The organism is Streptomyces sp. NPDC107538 (assembly GCF_055657445.1).
This window is the reverse complement of sequence record NZ_JBVKAY010000002.1, coordinates 733,795-754,068: the sequence shown is the minus strand read 5'-3', so window position 1 is coordinate 754,068 and position 20,274 is coordinate 733,795. Positions and strand designations below refer to the sequence as shown.

Below are 20,274 nucleotides of genomic sequence, written 5' to 3'. Positions count from 1 at the left end.
CGTCTCGATGACTTGAGCGATCCCGACCGGGGATACCCCACAAATGGGGTATCCCCGGTTGGTCGTTCCTAGGGAGGCAGTCCCGCCGGTAAGGTGGCCTGCACTGTCCGTTTTCACAGGGGACCCCGCACGGGGCACTCGACGCGGCAGTTAAACGTTACGTAAGTCGTCCTCATCAGAATCTCAAAACCGTCACCCTTGACGCAGTAGCGCGGGGGTCGCAGGAGGCACCGTGCTCACCGCGTTCGCCCGGGCGTTCAAGACGCCCGACCTGCGCAAGAAGCTGCTCTTCACGTTCGGCATCATCGTGATCTACCGGATCGGCACACATGTGCCGATCCCGGGTGTCGACTACTCCGCCGTCCAGTTCTGCATCGACCAGGCCCAGACCAACTCGGGTCTCTTCGGCCTGGTCAACATGTTCAGTGGTGGCGCGCTGCTGCAGATCACGATCTTCGCGCTCGGCATCATGCCGTACATCACGGCGAGCATCATTCTGCAGCTGCTGACCGTGGTGATCCCGCGTCTGGAAGCCCTCAAGAAGGAGGGCCAGGCCGGTACGGCGAAGATCACGCAGTACACGCGTTATCTGACGGTCGCCCTGGCGATCCTCCAGGGCACCGGCCTCGTCGCCACCGCCCGCAGCGGCTCGCTGTTCAACGGCTGTGCGCAGGCCGGCCTGATCGTCCCCGACCAGTCGATCTTCACCACCATGGTCATGGTCATCACCATGACCGCCGGTACGGCCGTCGTCATGTGGCTCGGTGAGCTGATCACCGACCGCGGTATCGGCAACGGCATGTCGATCCTGATGTTCATCTCGATCGCCGCCACCTTCCCGTCCGCGCTGTGGGCGATCAAGGAGCAGGGCGACCTGGCGGGCGGCTGGATCGAGTTCGGCATCGTCATCGCCGTGGGTCTGGTCATGGTCGCGCTGGTGGTCTTCGTCGAGCAGGCTCAGCGCCGTATCCCGGTCCAGTACGCCAAGCGCATGATCGGGCGCCGTTCCTACGGTGGCACCTCGACCTACATTCCGTTGAAGGTCAACCAGGCGGGCATCATCCCTGTGATTTTCGCCTCGTCGCTGCTCTACATTCCGGCTCTCATCGTGCAGTTCTCCAACTCCACGGCGGGCTGGGCGACTTGGGTCACCAAGAATCTCGCGGACACCGCCGCGCCGGCGCACATCACGATCTATTTCTTCCTCATCATCTTCTTCGCTTTCTTCTACGTGGCCATCTCGTTCAACCCCGAGGAAGTCGCGGACAACATGAAGAAGTATGGTGGCTTCATCCCGGGCATCCGGGCTGGCCGACCGACCGCTGAGTACCTGAGCTACGTGCTCAACCGGATCACCTGGCCGGGTTCGCTGTACCTGGGTCTGATCGCTCTCGTACCGACAATGGCGTTGGCGCCCCTCGGGGCAAACCAGAACTTCCCGTTCGGCGGTACCAGCATCCTGATCATCGTGGGTGTGGGTCTGGAGACGGTGAAGCAGATCGAGAGCCAGCTCCAGCAGCGCAATTACGAAGGGTTCCTCCGCTGATGCGAATCGTCCTCGTCGGGCCGCCGGGTGCGGGTAAGGGAACGCAGGCCGCGTTCCTGGCACAGAACCTGTCGATCCCGCACATCTCCACGGGCGACCTGTTCCGGGCCAACATCAGCAAGCAGACGGAGCTCGGCAAACTCGCGAAGTCCTACATGGACAAGGGCGAGCTGGTGCCGGACGAGGTCACCATCGCGATGGCCAAGGACCGCATGGAGCAGCCGGACGCCGAGCACGGCTTCCTGCTCGACGGCTTCCCGCGCAACGTCTCGCAGGCCGAGGCGCTGGACGTGACGCTCCAGGAAGAGTCCATGAACCTGGACGCGGTGCTGGACCTGGAGGTCCCCGAGGAGGAGGTCGTCAAGCGGATCGCCGGCCGGCGCATCTGCCGGAACGACTCCGCCCACGTCTTCCACGTCACGTACAAGCAGCCGAAGCGCGAGGGCGTCTGCGACGTCTGCGGCGGCGAGCTGTACCAGCGTGACGACGACTCCGAGGAGACCGTCCGCAAGCGTCTGGAGGTCTACCACACCCAGACCGAGCCGATCATCGACTACTACAAGGCCCAGGGCCTCGTGGTGACGATCTCGTCGCTCGGTCCGGTGGAGGAAGTCACCCAGCGCGCCATGGAGGCGCTCAAGCGCGAGGACGACGACAACTAGGTCGTCGGTCGGTACATAGGCCGCGGTGCCCGGGAAGGGCGCCGCGGCCGTACTGTTGTGTAGGCAGTTTTCTTCAGTTCGCAGTTACGCAGTCACGCAGTTCGCAGTCACGGAAGACGGAGAGCGCAGGCCCCCATGGTGCAGATCAAGAGCCCCGAGCAGATCGCCAAGATGCGCGAGGCGGGGCTGGTCGTCGCCGCGATCCACGCGGCCACCCGGGAGGCCGCCGTGCCGGGTGCCTCCACGAAGGACCTCGACGAGGTCGCCCGCAAGGTGCTCGCTGAGCACGGGGCGAAGTCGAACTTCCTCGGGTACGGCGGCTTCCCGGCGACGATCTGCACCTCGGTGAACGAGGTCGTGGTGCACGGCATCCCGAGCGACGAGGTCGTCCTGAAGGACGGCGACATCATCTCCATCGACTGCGGCGCGATCGTCGACGGCTGGCACGGGGACGCCGCCTACACCGCCTTCGTGGGCTCCGGCCACGCTCCGGAGCTGATCGAGCTGTCGCGGGTGACCGAGGAGTCCATGTGGGCCGGGATCGCCGCGATGAAGGTGGGCAACCGGCTGGTCGACGTGTCACGGGCCATCGAGACGTACATCCGCCGGCAGCCGAAGCCGGGCGGCGGGAAGTACGGGATCGTCGAGGACTACGGCGGCCACGGCATCGGGACCGAGATGCACATGGACCCGCATCTGCTGAACTATGTCGAGCGGCGGCGGGGGAAGGGGCCGAAGCTGGTGCCCGGGTTCTGTCTCGCGATCGAGCCGATGGTGGCTCTGGGGACGCCGAAGACGAAGGTTCTCGCGGACGACTGGACCGTGGTGAGCACGGACGGGACGTGGTCGTCGCACTGGGAGCACTCGGTTGCTCTGACCGAGCAGGGGCCGTTGGTGCTGACGGCGCCGGACGGGGGTCGGGCGAAGCTCGCGGAGTTCGGGATCACCGCGGCTCCTGATCCGGTGGGCTGAGGGTTCGTCGCCGGTTGCGGGTGGGTGGGGGCTGATCGCGCAGTTCCCCGCGCCCCTTGGTGCGGCTGGCGCCGCATAAGGATCTTCGGGCCTGGGCATCCTTACCCGAATTCGTGTTTCTCGGGGCCCTGGCGTAGACTGACTCGTCGGCTCTCGTGTTTCCGTGTGTCTTCATTCGGTTACGTGGAGTCGATCAAGGTAGTCGATTCGAAGGGCGAAGCGTGGCCAAGAAGCAAGGTGCCATCGAGATCGAGGGCACTGTCGTCGAGTCTCTTCCGAACGCCATGTTCAAGGTCGAGCTCCAGAACGGCCACCAGGTCCTGGCACACATCAGCGGCAAGATGCGTATGCACTACATCCGTATCCTCCCTGACGACCGGGTCGTGGTGGAGCTGTCTCCGTACGACCTGACGCGTGGCCGGATCGTCTACCGCTACAAGTAGATCCCTCTGACTCGGAGAACCTCGATCCCATGAAGGTCAAGCCGAGCGTCAAGAAGATCTGCGACAAGTGCAGGGTGATCCGCCGTCACGGTCGGGTCATGGTCATCTGCGAGAACCCGCGCCACAAGCAGCGCCAGGGCTGACGCACGTTCGACCACTCCCTCTGCATCGACATCGCAGGGATTCGCGCGACGCGAGCTGAATTTGTTCATACGCAGGACCCAGACACGGCTTTCGCAACGTGTCTGACACCCCCGGCTCGGAGGCCGGGGACCCGGTTCGTACCTGGTACGGCGGCCGGGAGCCGGTTCTGTTGAAGACCTCCGACAATCACCAGGAGCCATTGAATGGCACGCGTTTCCGGTGTTGACATCCCGCGCGACAAGCGCGTGGAGGTCGCCCTCACCTACGTGTTCGGCATCGGCCGGACCCTCTCCCAGGAGACGCTGGCAGCGACCGGCGTCAACCCCGACACCCGCGTCCGCGACCTCTCCGAGGAGCAGCTCGTCGCGATCCGCGAGTACGTGGACAACAACATCAAGACCGAGGGTGACCTCCGTCGCGAGGTCCAGGCCGACATCCGCCGCAAGGTGGAGATCGGCTGCTACCAGGGTCTCCGTCACCGTCGTGGTCTGCCCGTCCGCGGTCAGCGCACCAGCACCAACGCCCGCACCCGCAAGGGCCCGCGTCGCGCCATCGCCGGTAAGAAGAAGCCGGGCAAGAAGTAGTCCTCAGCGGACAACGCTTCATCAGCGGTCTTCGCTGTAGGACCGACCACCTCCCCGTAGGAGTTTGTAGATGCCCCCCAAGGGTCGTCAGGGCGCTGCCAAGAAGGTGCGCCGCAAGGAAAAGAAGAACGTCGCTCACGGCCACGCGCACATCAAGAGCACGTTCAACAACACGATCGTCTCGATCACGGACCCCTCGGGCAACGTGATCTCCTGGGCCTCCGCCGGCCACGTCGGTTTCAAGGGCTCCCGGAAGTCCACGCCGTTCGCCGCGCAGATGGCCGCCGAGTCGGCCGCCCGTCGCGCGCAGGAGCACGGCATGCGCAAGGTCGACGTGTTCGTCAAGGGCCCGGGCTCGGGTCGTGAGACGGCCATCCGTTCGCTGCAGGCGACCGGTCTCGAGGTCGGCTCCATCCAGGACGTCACGCCCACCCCGCACAACGGCTGCCGTCCCCCCAAGCGCCGCCGCGTCTGACCCTTCGGGTCGGGTGCGCGACTGCTTGGTCTGAGGTTTTCGGGCGGTATGGCTCTTCGGGGCCATATCGCCCGTACCCTTGTAGTTCTCAAGGGCGTCAAATAGCGGGCGCCCATGACAGAAGGATCACCACATGCTGATCGCTCAGCGCCCTTCGTTGACCGAAGAGGTCGTCGACGAATTCCGCTCCCGGTTCGTGATCGAGCCGCTGGAGCCGGGCTTCGGCTACACCCTCGGCAACTCCCTGCGTCGTACGCTCCTGTCGTCGATCCCCGGTGCGGCTGTCACCAGCATCCGGATCGACGGTGTCCTGCACGAGTTCACCACCGTGCCGGGCGTCAAGGAGGACGTCACCGACCTGATCCTCAACATCAAGCAGCTGGTCGTCTCCTCGGAGCACGACGAGCCGGTCGTGATGTACCTGCGCAAGCAGGGTCCGGGTCTGGTCACCGCCGCCGACATCGCGCCCCCGGCCGGTGTCGAGGTGCACAACCCCGACCTCGTCCTCGCCACGCTCAACGGCAAGGGCAAGCTGGAGATGGAGCTGACGGTCGAGCGTGGCCGCGGTTATGTCTCCGCCGTGCAGAACAAGCAGGTGGGCCAGGAGATCGGCCGTATCCCGGTCGACTCGATCTACTCGCCGGTTCTCAAGGTCACGTACAAGGTCGAGGCCACGCGTGTCGAGCAGCGCACCGACTTCGACAAGCTGATCGTCGACGTCGAGACCAAGCAGGCGATGCGTCCCCGTGACGCCATGGCCTCCGCCGGTAAGACCCTGGTCGAGCTGTTCGGTCTCGCCCGTGAGCTGAACATCGACGCCGAGGGCATCGACATGGGCCCGTCCCCCACGGACGCCGCCCTGGCCGCTGATCTGGCGCTGCCGATCGAGGAGCTGGAGCTCACCGTTCGGTCGTACAACTGCCTCAAGCGTGAGGGCATCCACTCCGTGGGTGAGCTGGTCGCGCGCTCCGAGGCGGACCTGCTCGACATTCGTAACTTCGGTGCGAAGTCGATCGACGAGGTCAAGGCGAAGCTGGCGGGTATGGGCCTCGCGCTCAAGGACTCGCCTCCCGGGTTCGACCCCACCGCTGCGGCGGACGCGTTCGGTGCGGACGACGATGCGGACGCGGGCTTCGTGGAGACCGAGCAGTACTAGTCGCTCCGCGAGACGGCCGGATTCTGGCTGCGGGTCCGTAGTGGCTGGTCGCGCAGTTCCCCGCGCCCCTTACGGGGCGCGGACCCTCCGGAGTCGTAAAGAACTCCGGATCTTCGACGGGCATCCGCCCGCTCGGATACTGACCCCGGTACCTGGTACGGCCGGGGCAGACACCTAGGAGAAACACCATGCCGAAGCCCACCAAGGGTGCCCGTCTGGGCGGCAGTGCCGCGCACGAGAAGCTGCTGCTCGCGAACCTCGCGAAGAGCCTTTTCGAGCACGGTCGCATCACCACCACCGAGGCGAAGGCCCGCCGTCTGCGGCCCTACGCCGAGCGTCTGATCACCAAGGGCAAGAAGGGCGACCTTCACAACCGCCGCCAGGTGCTCCAGGTCATCACGGACAAGAGCGTCGTGCACACGCTCTTCACCGAGATCGGCCCGCGGTACGAGAACCGTCCGGGTGGCTACACCCGTATCACCAAGATCGGTAACCGCCGTGGCGACAACGCGCCCATGGCTGTCATCGAGCTGGTCGAGGCGCTGACGGTCGCGCAGCAGGCCACCGGTGAGGCCGAGGCTGCCACCAAGCGTGCCGCCAAGGACGCCGAGGCGCCCGCCGCCGAGGCCAAGGTGGACACCACCAAGGCTGACGAGGCTGCTGACGAGGCCGCTGAGGAGTCGAAGGACGCATAAGCGTCTGCGGGGTGCTGTGCGGTTGGCGGCTGCGGGTTCGTCGTGGCTGGTCGCGCAGTTCCCCGCGCCCCTGATGGGGGCGCGTCTGAGTGGGTCCGTTCCTGTTACGGGAGCGGGCCCGCTTTTTTGTACCTGAGAGGAGCTGTACGTGAGTGATGAAGCGGCGCCCGGTCATGTCCGTGTCCGGCTGGACCTGTCGTACGACGGGAGTGAGTTCTCCGGGTGGGCCAAGCAGGCCGGGGGGCGGCGGACCGTGCAGGGGGAGATCGAGGACGCGCTGCGGACCGTGACGCGGTCGCGGGAGACGTACGAGCTGACCGTGGCGGGGCGGACCGACGCGGGGGTGCACGCGCGGGGCCAGGTGGCGCATGTCGACCTGCCGCGGGAGGTCTGGGACGAGCACCACGGGAAGCTCCTCAAGCGGCTCGCGGGACGGCTCTCCAGGGACGTACGGGTCTGGGCCCTCAGGGAGGCGCCCAGCGGCTTCAACGCGCGGTTCTCGGCCGTCTGGCGGCGGTACGCGTACCGGGTGACGGACAACCCCGGGGGTGTCGACCCGTTGCTGCGCGGTCACGTGCTGTGGCACGACTGGCCGCTCGACGTCGACGCCATGAACGAGGCCGCGCGGGCGCTGCTCGGGGAGCACGACTTCGCCGCCTACTGCAAGCGGCGGGAGGGGGCCACCACCATCCGTACGCTCCAGGAGCTGAGCCTGGTGCGCGGGGACGACGGGGTGATCACCGCGACCGTGCGGGCCGACGCGTTCTGCCACAACATGGTGCGGTCGCTGATCGGGGCGCTGCTGTTCGTGGGGGACGGGCACCGGGCGCCCGAGTGGCCCGGGAAGGTGCTGGCCGCCGGTGTACGGGACTCCGCCGTGCACGTCGTACGGCCGCACGGGCTGACCCTGGAGGAGGTCGGGTACCCGGCGGACGAGCTGCTGGCCGCGCGGAGCAAGGAGGCGCGGAACCGGCGGAGCCTGCCGGGGGCACCCGGGGCCGGCTGCTGCTGACCCCGGGGCGGGGGAGGTGTGTGGCTACCGGAACGTGCTACTGGCCGTTGGCCGCGGCGGCCGCCTGGGTCTCGCCCCGGCGGTGAATGTGTTCGTATGTGGACTCGCCGAGGTCGTCGCCGGCCTCGAAGACGGCCTTATCCTTCTCCGTCACGTCCTTGCCGTCGGTGAAGCCGGAGAGGGTGAAGTAGGCGTAGCGGCCGTAGGAGTTGGCGGTCGTGCGACACACCGTCGTCCGGCAGAAGGTGGGGACGCCCTCACCGGAGACGGAGACGATGGTGCTCTGCTTGTCCCAGTCCTCCTTGACCTTGGTCGCCTTCGCCTCGGTGTCGAACAGGGCGACGCCGATCGTGACCGCGATCTTCTCCCGGAAGTAGGTCACGCGCATGAAGCGGGTGCAGTCGTTGCTGGTCAGCAGCTTGTCGAGGGTGCCCTGGACGGCCGAGGCGCAGTCTTTCGTCGAAGCCGTGGCGCCCTTGCGGTAGACGACGCCCTCGCGCTTGGTCAGCTGGGAGCCCGGGAAGAGGATGTCCGGGCTGATCGGCGCCTTGTCCTTGCCCGAGCTGGAGATGAACTCCTTCGGGTCCAGCGGTGGCGGGGCCGAGGTCGGGGCGAACGACGGGTCCGTCTTGGCGCTGGCGCTCGGGATGTCCGCCGTGGCCGGGAGGTCGTTCGGGCCGTTCGCCGTGGTGCTGCCGCCGTCGGTGTTGACGACGGCGACGGCCACGGCGATGCCTATGCCGACCGTGGCGAGTGCGCCGCCGACGATCAGCAGCAGTCTGCGGCGTCTGTTGCGTGTTTCGGACTGCTCGGCGAGTGACGCCCAGTCCGGGGTCTGATTACTGCTGGAATTGAACTGATTGTCCCACGGATTGTGGGAACCCCCGGGGCTCCACTGAGACCCCCCCTGCCCAAAGCTCATGGGGCGCAGTTTAGACGGGCGGGGGGAGGCCTTCTTCAGTTATGGGTCACGCCGACAGCCATGGAGGAGATGACTTGCCCCGGTTGCGGCTTACGCCTTGTCCTTCCAGCTGGCGACGATCTTGCGCGTGCTGTGGTCGTTCAGCTTCGTGTACGAGTAGACGGTGATCTCGAGCTTGTGCCCATTCGTGAAACCCATGTTGCAGGTCTTGCTCTTGCCCTTGCCCTTGACGTGGCAGTCGTCCATCGTCGGGTTCTTCGCGGACAGGTCGTAGACGGAGACGTAGAGACCGGTCTTGCCCGCCTTCATGTCCCAGATCTTGAGGATCTCGCCCTTGGACGTGAACTTCACCTGGCCGCCGGGCACCGAGTAGTAGCTCGACGCGGACGCCGTCCCTGCGCTGCCCAGCGTCAGTGCGACACCGGCCGCCACGATCGCGGCGGCAACGTTCTTGCGGAACTTCATATGTGAACCCCGTAGTTTGCAGCTTGCATGACACAATCGCGTACCTCGCGGCACGTGGGGCCGGATCGTATCGAACCCACGGGCGAAGTGGATCAACGGGGGCCGTGGTCCCCCGTTCCGGGGCCGTTTTGACCCGTCCGGGGCCGCCCGAGTACTCTTGCGGATTGTTATGCGTATTGGCTTGGTCGCTCTCAGGCGAGAAGCCCTTGCGTAGGTTCCCTGGAGCAGTTACCAGTGGGCGGCATACGGGCAGCGTTCCCGGCACTGTCGTCCCCAGCTGCACGATCGCTTCAGTGATGCCTGTGTCAGCACCCATCCACTGAAGAAGAAGGCTGCGAAGTGCGCACGTACAGCCCCAAGCCCGGCGATGTGACTCGCCAGTGGCACGTCATCGACGCACAGGACATCGTCCTGGGCCGTCTGGCTACCACTGCCGCGAACCTCCTCCGTGGCAAGCACAAGCCGACCTATGCCCCGCACATGGACATGGGCGACTTCGTCATCATCATCAACGCCGACAAGGTTCACCTGTCCGGCAACAAGAAGACCCAGAAGCTGGCGTACCGCCACTCCGGCTACCCGGGTGGTCTGCGCTCCGTCCGTTACGACGAGCTGTTGGCGAAGAACCCCGAGAAGGCCGTCGAGAAGGCCATCAAGGGCATGATCCCCAAGAACACCCTGGGCCGTCAGATGCTTTCGAAGCTGAAGGTCTACTCGGGCGACCAGCACCCGCACGCTGCCCAGCAGCCGGTGCCGTTCGAGATCACCCAGGTCGCGCAGTAAGTCCGGCCACACCCCCAAGCTCGAAGAAAGAATCTGAGGAGAATCGTGGCCGAGACCACCGTTGAGCAGCCGGTCGAAGAGACCGAGCTTGTCGACATCGACAGCTACACCACGGAGTCGGACGTCCCCGTCGAGGGCGAGTACACCTCCGAGTCCATGGCCTCCCGCTTCGGCGACCCGCAGCCGGCCGCCGGCCTGGGCCGTCGCAAGAACGCCATCGCCCGCGTCCGGATCGTCCCGGGCTCCGGCAAGTGGAAGATCAACGGCCGCACCCTTGAGGACTACTTCCCCAACAAGGTGCACCAGCAGGAGGTCAACGAGCCGTTCAAGGTTCTTGAGCTCGAAGGCCGTTACGACGTCGTCGCCCGCATCTCCGGTGGCGGTGTCTCCGGCCAGGCCGGTGCGCTCCGTCTCGGTGTCGCCCGCGCGCTGAACGAGGCCGACGTCGACAACAACCGTGGCGCCCTCAAGAAGGCCGGCTTCCTCCGCCGCGACGACCGTGCGGTCGAGCGCAAGAAGGCCGGTCTGAAGAAGGCCCGCAAGGCTCCGCAGTACAGCAAGCGCTAAATCCGCGCTCGCGCCGCAGGGCGCGTATCGCGTGCGTTGCGCATTGCGCGTATCGCCCCGGTGGCACGTACCCGTGCCGCCGGGGCGGTTTGCGTAGCAGGGGCGATCGCTTATCGCAGGCTTATACACAGACTGTCGGTACAACCCCGAAAGGGGGAGGACAGTCTCAGGGGATGTACTTGGTCCGGGGAAAGCCGGGACACTCGGGGCCAACAGTACGAGCCGCACATTCTCAGCAATTCGGAGGACACCACAGTGGGACGACTCTTCGGCACGGACGGCGTGCGCGGTGTCGCCAACGCGGATCTGACGGCCGAGCTCGCGCTCGGACTCTCCGTCGCGGCGGCACATGTACTCGCCGAGGCGGGAACGTTCGAGGGCCACAAGCCGGTGGCGGTGGTCGGACGGGATCCGCGGGCGTCCGGAGAGTTCCTGGAGGCGGCCGTCGTGGCCGGCCTCGCCAGCGCGGGCGTCGATGTGCTGCGCGTCGGTGTGCTGCCCACCCCCGCGGTGGCGTTCCTCACCGGCGAGCTGGGCGCCGACCTCGGTGTGATGCTCTCCGCCAGCCACAACGCCATGCCCGACAACGGGGTCAAGTTCTTCGCCCGCGGCGGTCACAAGCTCGCCGACGAGCTGGAGGACAGGATCGAGGGCGTCTACGAGGAGCACCGCACCGGGGCCCCCTGGGAGCGGCCCACGGGTGCGGGCGTCGGCCGTGTCCGGTCGTACGACGACGGCTTCGAGCGGTATGTCGGGCATCTGCTCGCCGCCCTCCCCAACCGGCTCGACGGGCTCAAGATCGTCCTGGACGAGGCGCACGGTGCCGCCGCCGGGGTCTCGCCGGAGGCGTTCACCCGCGCCGGCGCCGAGATCGTCACGATCGGGGCCGAGCCGGACGGGCTCAACATCAACGACGGGTGCGGGTCGACGCACCTCGGGCCGCTGAAGGCCGCTGTCCTGGAGCACGGGGCGCATCTCGGGATCGCGCACGACGGGGACGCGGACCGGTGCCTCGCGGTGGACCACGAGGGCGACGAGGTCGACGGGGACCAGATCCTCGCCGTCCTCGCGCTGGCGATGCGGGAGCGGGGCGTGCTGCGGTCCGACACCGTGGTCGCCACCGTGATGTCCAACCTCGGGTTCAAGCTGGCGCTGGAGCGGGAGGGGCTGCGGCTGGTGCAGGCCGCGGTCGGGGACCGGTATGTGCTGGAGGAGATGAAGGAGCACGGGTACGCGCTCGGGGGCGAGCAGTCCGGGCATGTGATCATCTCCGACCACGCGACGACGGGTGACGGCACGCTGACGGGGCTGCTGCTGGCGGCGCGGGTGGCGCAGACCGGGCGTACGCTGCGGGAGCTCGCCGGGGTGATGGAGCGGCTGCCGCAGGTGCTCATCAATGTGCCGGACGTGGACCGGTCGCGGGTGTCCACGTCGGCGGAGCTGGCGGCGGCGGTGGGTGAGGCCGAGGCCGAACTGGGGTCCACGGGGCGGGTGTTGTTGCGGCCCTCGGGGACCGAGCCGTTGGTGCGGGTGATGGTGGAGGCGGCCGATATCGAGCAGGCTCGGTCTGTGGCTGGGCGGTTGGCTGATGTGGTGAAGTCGGCGCTCGGGTAGTTCTGGGGTTCCGGTCGTTCCGGGTAGGGGCGTGGGGTTCTGTGTGGTGCGGGCTGCGGGTTCGTCGTGGCTTGTCGCGCAGTTCCTCGCGCCCCTTTTGTGCTGGGCCCGGTTATGAAGTGCTGCGTTGCCTGGACCACAGCCACTTCTGGAGGAGCAGGGTCAGGGTGCCTGCGAGGACGATGCCCAGGAGGTTCAGGAGGAGTTGCTCCGTGGAGCCCACCGTCTGTTTGGTGTCGCCGTAGGCCAGGGCGACCGCCGCGTTGGCCGCCGCCGGGACCGTGGTGACCGAGATGGCGACGCCCACCAGGGCGCCCGACTTCGCCGAGGTGAGGGAGAGGGTGCCGGCGATGCCCGCCAGGACCGCCACGATGAAGGAGAAGGCGTCGGGGGCGTAGACGAAGGCGGTGTTGGGGCGGTCGGCCTCCAGTTTGGCCTCGGTGAAGTAGCCGAGCGTGTCCATGAAGAGGCTGAAGCCCACCGTCACCGCCATCGCCACGGCGAAGCCCACCAGCAGGGCGACGAGCGACCGTACGGCCAGGCGCGGGTGGCGTTGGACGAGGGAGGTGCTGATGCCGGCCAGGGGGCCGAACTCCGGGCCCACCGCCATCGCGCCGACGATCAGGACCGCGTTGTCGAGGACCACGCCGCAGGCCGCGATCATCGTGGCCAGTGTGATGAACGCGATGTAGGTGAGGGAGAGCGTCGACTCCTCGTGGGTCGCGTCGGTCAGGTGTTCCCAGAGGACCGCGTCGGCGCCCTCGCCCGGGGCCTCCTTCTCCGCCTTGTCGGCCCGCCTGGACAGCGACAGGTCGATGTTCTCGACCGCGATCGAACCGGTCTCGTCCAAGTCCAACGCCCGGAGCGCGGCGATCAGTTCGTCGCCCGCCTCGCGTGCGACGTCGCACATCACGACGTCGCCGGCGGGGTTGCGGGCGGTGCCGGGCAGGACGACGAGATGGGTGGTCCCGACCGTCCCCTCGATCAGGCGTACGACCTCGGCCGTCTTCTCGGCCGGGGTGATCAGGCGCAGATGCAGCATGCCCGCAGGGTAGCCGGGTCGGGTGAAGGGGCTGGGCCCGGTGCGGGGGCTACAGCTTGCGCAGGCTCAGGCGGCGGACCTTGTGGTCGGCGCCCTTGCGGATGATGAGGGTGGCGCGGCCCCGGGTGGGGGCGATGTTCTCGACCAGGTTGGGCTTGTTGATGGTGCGCCAGAGGGTGCGGGCGTAGTCGACGGCGTCGTCCTCGGAGACCTGGGTGTACTTGCGGAAGTACGAGTCCTGCTTCTGGAACGCGGTCTGACGGAGCTTCTTGAAGCGGTTGAGGTACCAGCGCTCGATGTCGTCGGCGCCGGCGTCGACGTACACGCTGAAGTCGAAGTAGTCGGCGAGACCGACGCGGGTGCGGCCGTCCTGCCCGGGGAGGGCGGGCTGCAGGACGTTGAGGCCCTCGACGATGAGGATGTCGGGGCGGCGGACCGTGAGCCGCTGGCCGGGGACGATGTCGTAGATGAGGTGGGAGTAGACGGGGGCCGTCACCTCGTCCTTGCCGGCCTTGATGTCGGCGACGAAACGGGTCAGGGCCCGGCGGTCGTACGACTCGGGGAAGCCCTTGCGGGAGACCAGACCGCGTTCCTGGAGGTCCTTCATGGGGAGCAGGAAGCCGTCGGTGGTGACCAGTTCGACGCGGGGGTGCTCGGGCCAGCGGGCCAGCAGGGCCTGGAGGAGGCGGGCGACGGTCGACTTGCCGACGGCCACGGAGCCGGCGACGCCTATGACGAACGGGGTGCCGGACTGGGAGCCCTGCTCGCCCAGGAACGTGTTCAGGGCGCCGCGCAGGCCGTCGGTGGCGCCGACGTAGAGGTTGAGGAGCCGGGACAGCGGCAGGTAGATGTCCCGTACCTCGTCGAGGTCGATGACATCGCCCAGACCGCGCAGCTTCTCGACCTCCTCGGCGTTCAGTGGCAGCGGCGTTTTTTCGCGCAGCGCGCTCCACTCGGCACGGGTGAGGTCGACGTAGGGAGTCGCCTCCGGCCTGGGCCGGTGGGCGCTCCGCGGCAACGAGGAGACCGGTGAGATCACAGTCCATTGTTAACGGAGTTTGAACGGGGTGGCGGGGTGGGGGCCGGTGGGTTCCGTCACGCCGGGGCCGGGGGCACGGTAGGGGGTTCTCCCCTCTCTGTGCGTGAACTGTGGTGAAGGTATGGACCTCGGGTGGGGGGAGGACTAGCGTCCGGGCGGTCGGGAGGGGACCGCCTTCCGGTCCAGCAGGGGGAATTGGGGGATTGGGATGGCATTTGGCGTGCGTCTGAAGTTACGGGACGCCGTTCGGTGGGGGTCTACGCGCGGTGACGCGGAGCTCGCCGGACGGGTGTGCAGCGAGCTCTCGGCGGACCTGCCGGACGAGGATCTGGGCGAGTGCCTGGATGACGCGATTGACATGTACCGGATGGGGAGTAAGCCGCGGTGCGAGGAGGTCGAGTATCTGGGGATGGTGCGGGAGGCCATCGACCGGATCGAGGAGGGGGAGTGAGGTCAGCGGCCGGGTCGACGAGGTTGACGAGGGGGAGTGAGGTCAGCGGGTCGGTGAGGTGATGTCGCGCCAGGCCGCCGGGATCGCGTCCGCCACGTCGTGGGCGCCCGCCGGGGCGCCGTCGGCGGCGTAGCGGCCCGCCAGGCCGTGGACGTACGCCGCCACGCTCGCCGCGTCCAGCGGGGAGAGGCCGGCTGCCAGGAGGGAGCCGGCCAGGCCCGAGAGGACGTCGCCGCTGCCGGCCGTCGCCAGCCAGGGGGTGCCGGTGGCGTTGACACGGACCGGGGCGTCGGGGTCCGGGGTGGCGATCAGGGTGGTGGAGCCCTTGAGGAGGACGGTGGCGTCGTAGGCGCGGGCCAGCGCGTGTACGGCGGTGAGGCGGGCGGACTCGACCTCCTCCCGGGAGAGGCCCAGGAGGGCCGCCGCCTCCCCGGCGTGCGGGGTCAGCAGGGTGGGGGCCTCGCGGGTGCGGACCGTCTCGCGGTCGGCGAGGCGGAGGCCGTCGGCGTCCAGGAGGACGGGGACGTCGGTGGCGAGGGCCTCGGCGACGGGGGCCGGGTCGTCGCCCGCGCCCGGGCCCGCGACCCAGGCCTGGACCCGGCCCGCGTTCTTCGGGCCCGTGTTCGAGACGAGGGTCTCCGGGTAGCGGGCCAGGACGGCGTCCGTGGCCGCGCCGACGTAGCGGACCGCGCCCGCGCCGCCGCGCAGGGCGCCCGCGACCGCGAGGACCGCCGCGCCCGGGTAGCGGGCCGAGCCCGCCGCGATGCCCACGACGCCCCGGCGGTACTTGTCGCTCTCGCCGGTGGGGTGGGGGAGGAGGGCGGCCACGTCGGCGTGCTGGAGGGATTCCAGGGCGGGGGTGGGCGGGAGGGTTTCGGCGAGGCCGATGTCGATCAGGCGGACCGTGCCGGCGTGCTCGCGGGCCGGGTCGATGAGGAGGCCCGGTTTGTGGGTGCCGAAGGTGATGGTGAGGTCGGCGCGGACGGCTGCGCCGTGCACCTCGCCGGTGTCGGGCTCGATGCCGGACGGGAGGTCTACGGCGATGACCGTGGCGGGGGAGGTGGTGAGGAGGTCGGCCAGGTGGGCGGCTTCGGGGCGGAGGCCGCCCTTGCCGCCGATGCCGACGATGCCGTCCAGGACGAGGTCGGCGTGGTGGATTCGTGCGGCGGTGGTGGGGGCGGTGGCTGTGGTGGTCGTGCCGCCTGCTCGGAGGAAGGCCTTCAGTGCCTCGGGGTGGGTGCGGTCGGGGGTGAGGAGGACGGCGGTCACGCCCGCGCCGCGCCTTGCCAGGCGGGCGCCGGCGTAGAGGGTGTCGCCGCCGTTGTCTCCGCTGCCGGTGAGGAGGACGATGCGGCTGCCGTAGACGCGGCGGGGGAGTGCGTCCGCGCAGGCCGCGGCGAGGCCTGCGGCGGCGCGTTGCATCAGGGCGCCGTCGGGGAGGCGGGCCATCAGGGTGCGTTCGGCTGAGCGGACGGTTTCTACGCGGTGGGCTGAGCGCATGGGGACGAGTCTGCCTTGCTTTTGGGGCGGGTGGGGGTGGTCGGGGGCGGGCCGGGGGTCCTTGGGCGCCCTCTGCTGTCGCTGGACGGGGTGGGTCCCGCTGCTCGGCGGTCACGAGGCGCCGCCTGCGCCCACCCGTGCCGCCCCAGCGGCACGATTGCCCGCAGGGAGGGGGCGGGGTGGGGTGGGGTGGGATGGCAGGGGCGAAGCCCCCTGCCTCTTGGGGGCGCGGGGAACTGCGCGATCAGCCACGTACGGCCTGCGGTCGCCCTGGGACGCGTACCCCCGAGTGACAAGGCGCCCCGTTCGCCACCGCCGAGGCAACGCGCGCAGCCGGGGTTGTGCCCTACAGGGGCGCGGGGAACTGCGCGATCAGCCGCGCACGGCCCGCGGCCGCCCTACGACCCGCACTCCCGAGCTCTGAGGCGCCCCAGACCAGTACCCCGAGCCCTGAAGCGCCCCTGCCCCGCGCCGCCGAGCCACAAGGCACCCCCGATCCGCACCCCCAGCCACAAGGCACCCCTCACCCCTCCGCGATCACCACCGCCGATGCCACCCCCGCGTCATGGCTCAGGGAGATGTGCCAGGACTTGACGCCCAGTTCGGAGGCGCGGGAGGCGACCGTGCCGGTTACTCGGAGGCGGGGTTGGCCGGAGGGTTCGACGTAGACCTCGGCGTCCGTCCAGCGGAGGCCGCTCGGCGCGCCGAGGGCCTTCGCGAGGGCCTCCTTCGCTGCGAAGCGGGCCGCGAGGGAGGCGATGCCCCGGCGTTCGCCGCTGGGGAGGAGCAGTTCGGTGGGGAGGAAGAGGCGGTCGGCCATGCTGGGCGTGCGTTCCAGGGAGGCACGGAAGCGGTCGATCTCGGCGACGTCGATGCCGACTCCGATGATGGGCATGATCCGCACCCTAGCCCCAGAGACCCGGCCGAAGCCGAATCAGTTCACTCCACCGTCACCGACTTCGCCAGGTTCCGCGGCTGGTCCACCTCGTTCCCCCGCGCCGTGGCCAGTTCGCAGGCGAAGACCTGGAGGGGGACCGTCGCGACCAGCGGCTGCAACAACGTGGGCGTGGCCGGGATGCGGATCAGGTGGTCGGCGTAGGGGACCACCGCCTCGTCGCCCTCCTCCGCGATGACGATCGTGCGGGCACCCCTCGCCCGGATCTCCTGGATGTTGGAGACGATCTTGTCGTGGAGGAGCGAGCGGCCCGCCGGGGACGGGACCACGACCACCACCGGGAGGTCCTCCTCGATCAGCGCGATCGGGCCGTGCTTCAGTTCGCCCGCCGCGAAGCCCTCCGCGTGCATGTAGGCCAACTCCTTGAGTTTCAGGGCGCCTTCCAGGGCGACGGGGTAGCCCACATGCCGGCCGAGGAAGAGGACCGTGTTCTTGTCGGCCAGCGTGCGGGCCAACTCCCGTACCGGCTCCATCGTTTCGAGGACCCGTTCCACCTCGCGGGAGATCCGGGAGAGGTCGCGGACCACGGCCCGGATCTCGTCGCCCCACTTCGTGCCGCGCACCTGGCCGAGATACAGGGCCACCAGGTAGCACGCCACCAGCTGCGTCAGGAACGCCTTCGTCGAGGCGACCGCGACCTCCGGGCCCGCGTGGGTGTAGAGGACCGCGTCGGACTCGCGGGGGATCGTCGAGCCGTTGGTGTTGCAGATGGCGAGGACCCGGGCGCCCTGTTCGCGGGCGTGCCGCAGGGCCATCAGCGTGTCCATGGTCTCGCCGGACTGGGAGATGGCGATGACCAGGGTGTGCGGGCCGAGGATCGGATCCCGGTAGCGGAACTCGCTGGCCAGCTCCACCTCGCAGGGGATCCGGGTCCAGTGCTCGATGGCGTACTTGGCGATCAGGCCCGAGTGGAAGGCCGTACCGCACGCGACGATGACCACCTTGTCCAGCTCGCGCAGCTCGGCGTCGGGGATGCGGACCTCGTCCAGGGAGAGCGTGCCCGCCGCGTCGATACGGCCGAGGAGCGTGTCCGCGACCGCCTTCGGCTGCTCGGCGATCTCCTTGAGCATGAAGTAGTCGTAGCCGCCCTTCTCCGCCGCCGACGCGTCCCAGTCGACGTGGTACGAGCGGACCTCGGCGGGCCGGCCGTCGAAGGTGGTCACCGTCACGCCGTCGCGGCGGAGTTCGACCACCTGGTCCTGACCCAGTTCGATCGCGGAGCGCGTGTGGGCGATGAACGCGGCGACGTCCGAGGCGAGGAAGGACTCGCCCTCTCCGACGCCGACCACAAGGGGTGAGTTGCGGCGGGCCCCCACGACCACGTCCGGCGCGTCCGCGTGCACCGCGACCAGCGTGAACGCGCCATCCAGACGGCGGCACACCAGCCGCATCGCCTCCGCGAGGTCGTCGCACGAGGAGAACTCCTCGGCGAGCAGGTGGGCGACGACCTCGGTGTCCGTCTCGGAGGTCAGATCGTGGCCCCGCTCGGTGAGTTCGGCGCGGAGCGCGGCGAAGTTCTCGATGATGCCGTTGTGGACGACGGCGACGCGGCCCGCGTTGTCCAGGTGCGGGTGGGCGTTGGTGTCCGTGGGGCCGCCGTGGGTGGCCCAGCGGGTGTGGCCGATGCCGGTCGAGCCGGCCGGCAGTGGGCGGCCGACCAGCTCCTTCTCCAGGTTCACCAGTTTCCCGGCCTTCCTGGCGGCGGCGAGGCCTCCGTCGGCCAGCACCGCCACGCCCGCGGAGTCGTACCCCCGGTACTCCAGCCGCTTCAGACCGGCGAGGACCACGTCCAGCGCGGACTGCGAGCCGACGTATCCCACGATTCCGCACATATCAACCCCACTGTTGTGCCGTTCGCGACCTGTCGTGTGCCGAGTGTGACTGTACGTGACTGGGTGGCGTTCCGTGAGCCCCGGCGGGCTCCATGGCTCTGTGCGGGCGGCCCTCTGAGAGACTGGGGCGGACATGAGTGAGACAGCACTTGAGCGGAGCGCGCCCCTTCGGGCCCGTGCCGAGATCGATCTGGATGCCCTGCGGGCCAATGTGCGGACGTTGCGCGCCCTGGCGCCGGGTGCCGAACTGATGGCCGTGGTCAAGTCGGACGCGTACGGCCACGGTGCGGTGCGGTGTGCGCGGGCCGCGGTCGAGGCGGGGGCGACCTGGCTGGGGACGGCCACGCCTGAGGAGGCGCTGGCGCTGCGGGCGGCGGGGCTGTCCGGGCGGCTGATGTGCTGGCTGTGGGCGCCGGGCGGCCCCTGGCGCGAGGCGGTCGAGGCGGACCTCGATGTCGCCGTCAGCGGGATGTGGGCGCTGCGGGAGGTCACCGACGCCGCCCGTGCGGCCGGTGCGTGCGCGCGGGTGCAGCTGAAGGCCGACACCGGGCTCGGGCGCAACGGCTGCCAGCCCGGCGACTGGCCGGAACTCGTCGCCGAGGCACTGCGCGCGGAGGCCGAGGGGCTGGTGAAGGTCACCGGGCTCTGGTCGCACCTCGCGTGCGCCGACGAGCCGGGGCATCCCTCCATCGACGCCCAGCTCACCCGCTTCCGGGACATGGTCGCGTACGCCGAGAACCAGGGCGTCCGCCCCGAGGTGCGGCACATCGCCAACTCGCCGGCCACCCTCACCCGCCCGGACGCCCACTTCGACCTGGTACGGACGGGCATCGCGGTCTACGGCATCTCGCCCAGCCCGGAGCTGGGCAGTTCGGCCGATCTCGGGCTGCGGCCGGTGATGCGGCTCAGCGCCTCGCTCGCGCTGGTGAAGCACGTCTCGGGGGGCCATGGCGTCAGTTACGGCCACCACTACGTCACCCCCGGCGCCACCACCCTCGGCCTGGTGCCCGTCGGTTACGCGGACGGCATCCCCCGACACGCCTCCGGGACCGGGCCCGTCCTCGTCGGCGGCAAGTGGCGGACGGTCGCGGGCCGGGTCGCCATGGACCAGTTCGTCGTCGACCTCGGCGGGGACGAACCCGCCGCCGGGGACGAGGTCGTGCTGTTCGGGGCCGGTGACGGGGGCGAGCCCACCGCCGAGGACTGGGCGAAGGCGGCCGGAACCATCGCGTACGAGATCGTGACGCGCATCGGAACCCGCGTTCCACGCGTCTATGTCGACAAGGGCGCGTGAACGGGCGCGTGAACGGGCGCGTACGGTCGGGGCCCGTGAGGATGTGATCCCGGGCGCCCGATCATGGGCGGGCGCCCGAGTAGGTGAAAGACGGACGAGACGGGTAACTCCGTACAGGTGT

Annotated in this window: 22 protein-coding genes; 15 read left to right on the top strand and 7 right to left on the bottom strand. The window is 68.9% G+C overall.

What is annotated here, in order from left to right; genetic code table 11:
• Positions 1-232 precede the first annotated feature (232 nt).
• The 10 genes from secY to truA all read left to right on the top strand — a co-directional run bounded on the left by secY (position 233) and on the right by truA (position 7,689).
• Positions 233-1,546, top strand: coding sequence for a preprotein translocase subunit SecY (secY, locus tag ACZ7MG_RS09170; protein WP_471385359.1), 1,314 nt, complete (start codon positions 233-235; stop codon positions 1,544-1,546).
• Positions 1,546-2,208, top strand: a complete 663-nt coding sequence (locus tag ACZ7MG_RS09165) for an adenylate kinase (protein ID WP_471385361.1) — start codon at positions 1,546-1,548, stop codon at positions 2,206-2,208. Before secY ends, ACZ7MG_RS09165 begins: the two co-directional genes overlap by 1 nt.
• A gap of 135 nt (positions 2,209-2,343) precedes the next feature.
• Positions 2,344-3,180, top strand: a complete 837-nt coding sequence (gene map, locus ACZ7MG_RS09160) for a type I methionyl aminopeptidase (protein WP_471385363.1) — start codon at positions 2,344-2,346, stop codon at positions 3,178-3,180.
• Positions 3,181-3,401: 221 nt separating this feature from the next.
• Positions 3,402-3,623 carry a translation initiation factor IF-1 gene (gene infA, locus ACZ7MG_RS09155; RefSeq protein ID WP_003948620.1) on the top strand — a complete coding sequence of 74 codons (222 nt, stop codon included), beginning with the start codon at positions 3,402-3,404 and terminating at the stop codon, positions 3,621-3,623.
• Positions 3,624-3,652: 29 nt separating this feature from the next.
• Positions 3,653-3,766, top strand: a complete 114-nt coding sequence (gene rpmJ, locus ACZ7MG_RS09150; protein WP_003998809.1) for a 50S ribosomal protein L36 — start codon at positions 3,653-3,655, stop codon at positions 3,764-3,766.
• A gap of 204 nt (positions 3,767-3,970) precedes the next feature.
• Complete coding sequence (rpsM, locus tag ACZ7MG_RS09145) at positions 3,971-4,351, top strand: 30S ribosomal protein S13 (protein WP_005481202.1); 381 nt, start codon at positions 3,971-3,973, stop codon at positions 4,349-4,351.
• 70 nt (positions 4,352-4,421) lie between these two features.
• Positions 4,422-4,826 carry a 30S ribosomal protein S11 gene (gene rpsK, locus ACZ7MG_RS09140; protein ID WP_003956432.1) on the top strand — a complete coding sequence of 135 codons (405 nt, stop codon included), beginning with the start codon at positions 4,422-4,424 and terminating at the stop codon, positions 4,824-4,826.
• Positions 4,827-4,959: 133 nt separating this feature from the next.
• The gene (locus tag ACZ7MG_RS09135; protein ID WP_003966937.1) at positions 4,960-5,982 is read left to right on the top strand and encodes a DNA-directed RNA polymerase subunit alpha; all 1,023 of its coding nucleotides are present in this window, start codon (positions 4,960-4,962) and stop codon (positions 5,980-5,982) included.
• Positions 5,983-6,170: 188 nt separating this feature from the next.
• The gene (gene rplQ, locus ACZ7MG_RS09130) at positions 6,171-6,677 is read left to right on the top strand and encodes a 50S ribosomal protein L17 (protein WP_471385365.1); all 507 of its coding nucleotides are present in this window, start codon (positions 6,171-6,173) and stop codon (positions 6,675-6,677) included.
• Between the two features lie 148 nt (positions 6,678-6,825).
• On the top strand, positions 6,826-7,689 hold the full coding sequence (gene truA / locus ACZ7MG_RS09125) for a tRNA pseudouridine(38-40) synthase TruA (RefSeq protein WP_471385367.1): 864 nt from the start codon (positions 6,826-6,828) through the stop codon (positions 7,687-7,689).
• Between the two features lie 37 nt (positions 7,690-7,726).
• Here truA and ACZ7MG_RS09120 read toward each other — a convergent pair whose 3' ends face one another.
• Both ACZ7MG_RS09120 and ACZ7MG_RS09115 read right to left on the bottom strand, forming a co-directional pair.
• Positions 7,727-8,611 carry a hypothetical protein gene (locus tag ACZ7MG_RS09120; RefSeq protein WP_471385369.1) on the bottom strand — a complete coding sequence of 295 codons (885 nt, stop codon included), beginning with the start codon at positions 8,609-8,611 and terminating at the stop codon, positions 7,727-7,729.
• A 90-nt stretch (positions 8,612-8,701) separates the two neighbouring features.
• Positions 8,702-9,076, bottom strand: coding sequence for a hypothetical protein (locus ACZ7MG_RS09115; protein ID WP_471385371.1), 375 nt, complete (start codon positions 9,074-9,076; stop codon positions 8,702-8,704).
• Positions 9,077-9,415: 339 nt separating this feature from the next.
• Here ACZ7MG_RS09115 and rplM point away from each other — a divergent pair, with 339 nt between their 5' ends.
• The 3 genes from rplM to glmM all read left to right on the top strand — a co-directional run bounded on the left by rplM (position 9,416) and on the right by glmM (position 12,040).
• Positions 9,416-9,859, top strand: a complete 444-nt coding sequence (gene rplM, locus ACZ7MG_RS09110; protein WP_045559465.1) for a 50S ribosomal protein L13 — start codon at positions 9,416-9,418, stop codon at positions 9,857-9,859.
• Between the two features lie 45 nt (positions 9,860-9,904).
• On the top strand, positions 9,905-10,426 hold the full coding sequence (gene rpsI / locus ACZ7MG_RS09105) for a 30S ribosomal protein S9 (RefSeq protein WP_471385373.1): 522 nt from the start codon (positions 9,905-9,907) through the stop codon (positions 10,424-10,426).
• Positions 10,427-10,681: 255 nt separating this feature from the next.
• Complete coding sequence (glmM, locus tag ACZ7MG_RS09100; RefSeq protein WP_471385375.1) at positions 10,682-12,040, top strand: phosphoglucosamine mutase; 1,359 nt, start codon at positions 10,682-10,684, stop codon at positions 12,038-12,040.
• Positions 12,041-12,152: 112 nt separating this feature from the next.
• Here the strand turns inward: glmM and ACZ7MG_RS09095 are convergent, their stop codons facing one another.
• Complete coding sequence (locus tag ACZ7MG_RS09095) at positions 12,153-13,082, bottom strand: DUF389 domain-containing protein (protein WP_471385377.1); 930 nt, start codon at positions 13,080-13,082, stop codon at positions 12,153-12,155.
• Positions 13,083-13,131: 49 nt separating this feature from the next.
• Positions 13,132-14,121: a type I pantothenate kinase gene (coaA, locus tag ACZ7MG_RS09090; RefSeq protein WP_471385379.1), complete on the bottom strand. Its 990-nt coding sequence runs from the start codon at positions 14,119-14,121 to the stop codon at positions 13,132-13,134.
• 220 nt (positions 14,122-14,341) lie between these two features.
• On the opposite strand from coaA, the gene ACZ7MG_RS09085 reads away from it, so the two are divergent.
• Positions 14,342-14,572 carry a hypothetical protein gene (locus ACZ7MG_RS09085; protein WP_471385381.1) on the top strand — a complete coding sequence of 77 codons (231 nt, stop codon included), beginning with the start codon at positions 14,342-14,344 and terminating at the stop codon, positions 14,570-14,572.
• Between the two features lie 42 nt (positions 14,573-14,614).
• Here the strand turns inward: ACZ7MG_RS09085 and ACZ7MG_RS09080 are convergent, their stop codons facing one another.
• The 3 genes from ACZ7MG_RS09080 to glmS form a co-directional block, all read right to left on the bottom strand.
• Positions 14,615-16,072, bottom strand: coding sequence for an NAD(P)H-hydrate dehydratase (locus tag ACZ7MG_RS09080; RefSeq protein ID WP_471385383.1), 1,458 nt, complete (start codon positions 16,070-16,072; stop codon positions 14,615-14,617).
• 523 nt (positions 16,073-16,595) lie between these two features.
• Positions 16,596-16,967 carry a holo-ACP synthase gene (locus tag ACZ7MG_RS09075; RefSeq protein WP_471385385.1) on the bottom strand — a complete coding sequence of 124 codons (372 nt, stop codon included), beginning with the start codon at positions 16,965-16,967 and terminating at the stop codon, positions 16,596-16,598.
• A gap of 44 nt (positions 16,968-17,011) precedes the next feature.
• Positions 17,012-18,859, bottom strand: a complete 1,848-nt coding sequence (glmS, locus tag ACZ7MG_RS09070; protein WP_471385387.1) for a glutamine--fructose-6-phosphate transaminase (isomerizing) — start codon at positions 18,857-18,859, stop codon at positions 17,012-17,014.
• A gap of 133 nt (positions 18,860-18,992) precedes the next feature.
• Here glmS and alr point away from each other — a divergent pair, with 133 nt between their 5' ends.
• Positions 18,993-20,153 (top strand): alanine racemase, encoded by a 1,161-nt coding sequence (gene alr / locus ACZ7MG_RS09065; RefSeq protein WP_471385389.1) that lies wholly within the window; start codon positions 18,993-18,995, stop codon positions 20,151-20,153.
• Positions 20,154-20,274 lie beyond the last annotated feature (121 nt).